General features: G+C 51.6%; 1 protein-coding gene. It reads left to right on the plus strand.

Going from position 1 to position 956, the window contains the following annotated elements:
- Window positions 1–138: 138 nt before the first annotated feature.
- On the plus strand, window positions 139–956 hold an 818-nt coding region (locus AC1QQ2_RS14450; protein WP_479713671.1), incomplete at its 3' end, for an ABC transporter ATP-binding protein.

Here is a 956-nt window from a genome sequence, read left to right on the forward strand (position 1 = left end):
GCGATGATGCATGCAAATAAAGTTTCCGAAATCACGGGCGGCGAACACTCGATTCAATTCGATCGAATAAGTGATCAACAGACACTGCGCTGCACGTTTGATTTCGATACGCTTACCGCAACCTTTGAGGAGGTTTAGATGGCTCAAGTTGAACTCAAAAATGTAAATAAGTCCTTCGGGCCGGTTCACGTCATCAAGGACGTCGATCTGGAAATCAATAAGGGCGAATTTGTCGTTTTCGTCGGCCCTTCCGGCTGTGGAAAATCTACCTTGTTGCGCTTGATTGCGGGGCTTGAAACATTGACTTCGGGCGAGATCGTCATCGCTGATCGACCTGTTATGGACCTGCCCCCGTCCGAGCGCGGGATCGCGATGGTGTTCCAATCCTACGCGCTGTACCCACATATGACCGTGTTCCATAATATGGCGTTTTCTTTATCTTTGCAGGGGTTGCCCAAGTCAGAGATACAAGAGCGCGTCGAAGTAGCTGCAAAAATCCTACAGATGGAACATTTGCTTGACCGACGTCCCGCGGCCCTTTCGGGGGGACAACGGCAGCGCGTCGCCATTGGACGTGCAATCGTGCGTAACCCAGAAGTGTTCTTGTTCGATGAGCCACTTTCGAATCTGGACGCAGCCTTGCGCCACGACACACGAGTTGAGATCGCGAAACTGCATAATCAACTTGGCGCCACGACCATCTACGTAACCCACGATCAGGTCGAAGCGATGACGCTTGCCGACAAGATTGTTGTCCTAAAAGATGGTGTCGTGATGCAGGTCGGGGCACCGATGGATCTCTTTAACGATCCGGGAAATGAGTTCGTCGCGAGCTTTCTAGGATCGCCAAAAATGAACTTTTTTGGCGGTAAATTAACAGGCCTATCTGAAAGCGGCGAGACGGCTGGCTTTGAAGGCGTCGGGATTTCCGTTGACGCCGTCCGCCTTGTTTCAAG

Origin of the sequence: Aestuarium sp., assembly GCF_023253315.1 — a bacterium.
In the GTDB taxonomy this organism is placed as follows: Bacteria; Pseudomonadota; Alphaproteobacteria; order Rhodobacterales; family Rhodobacteraceae; genus Marivivens; species Marivivens donghaensis.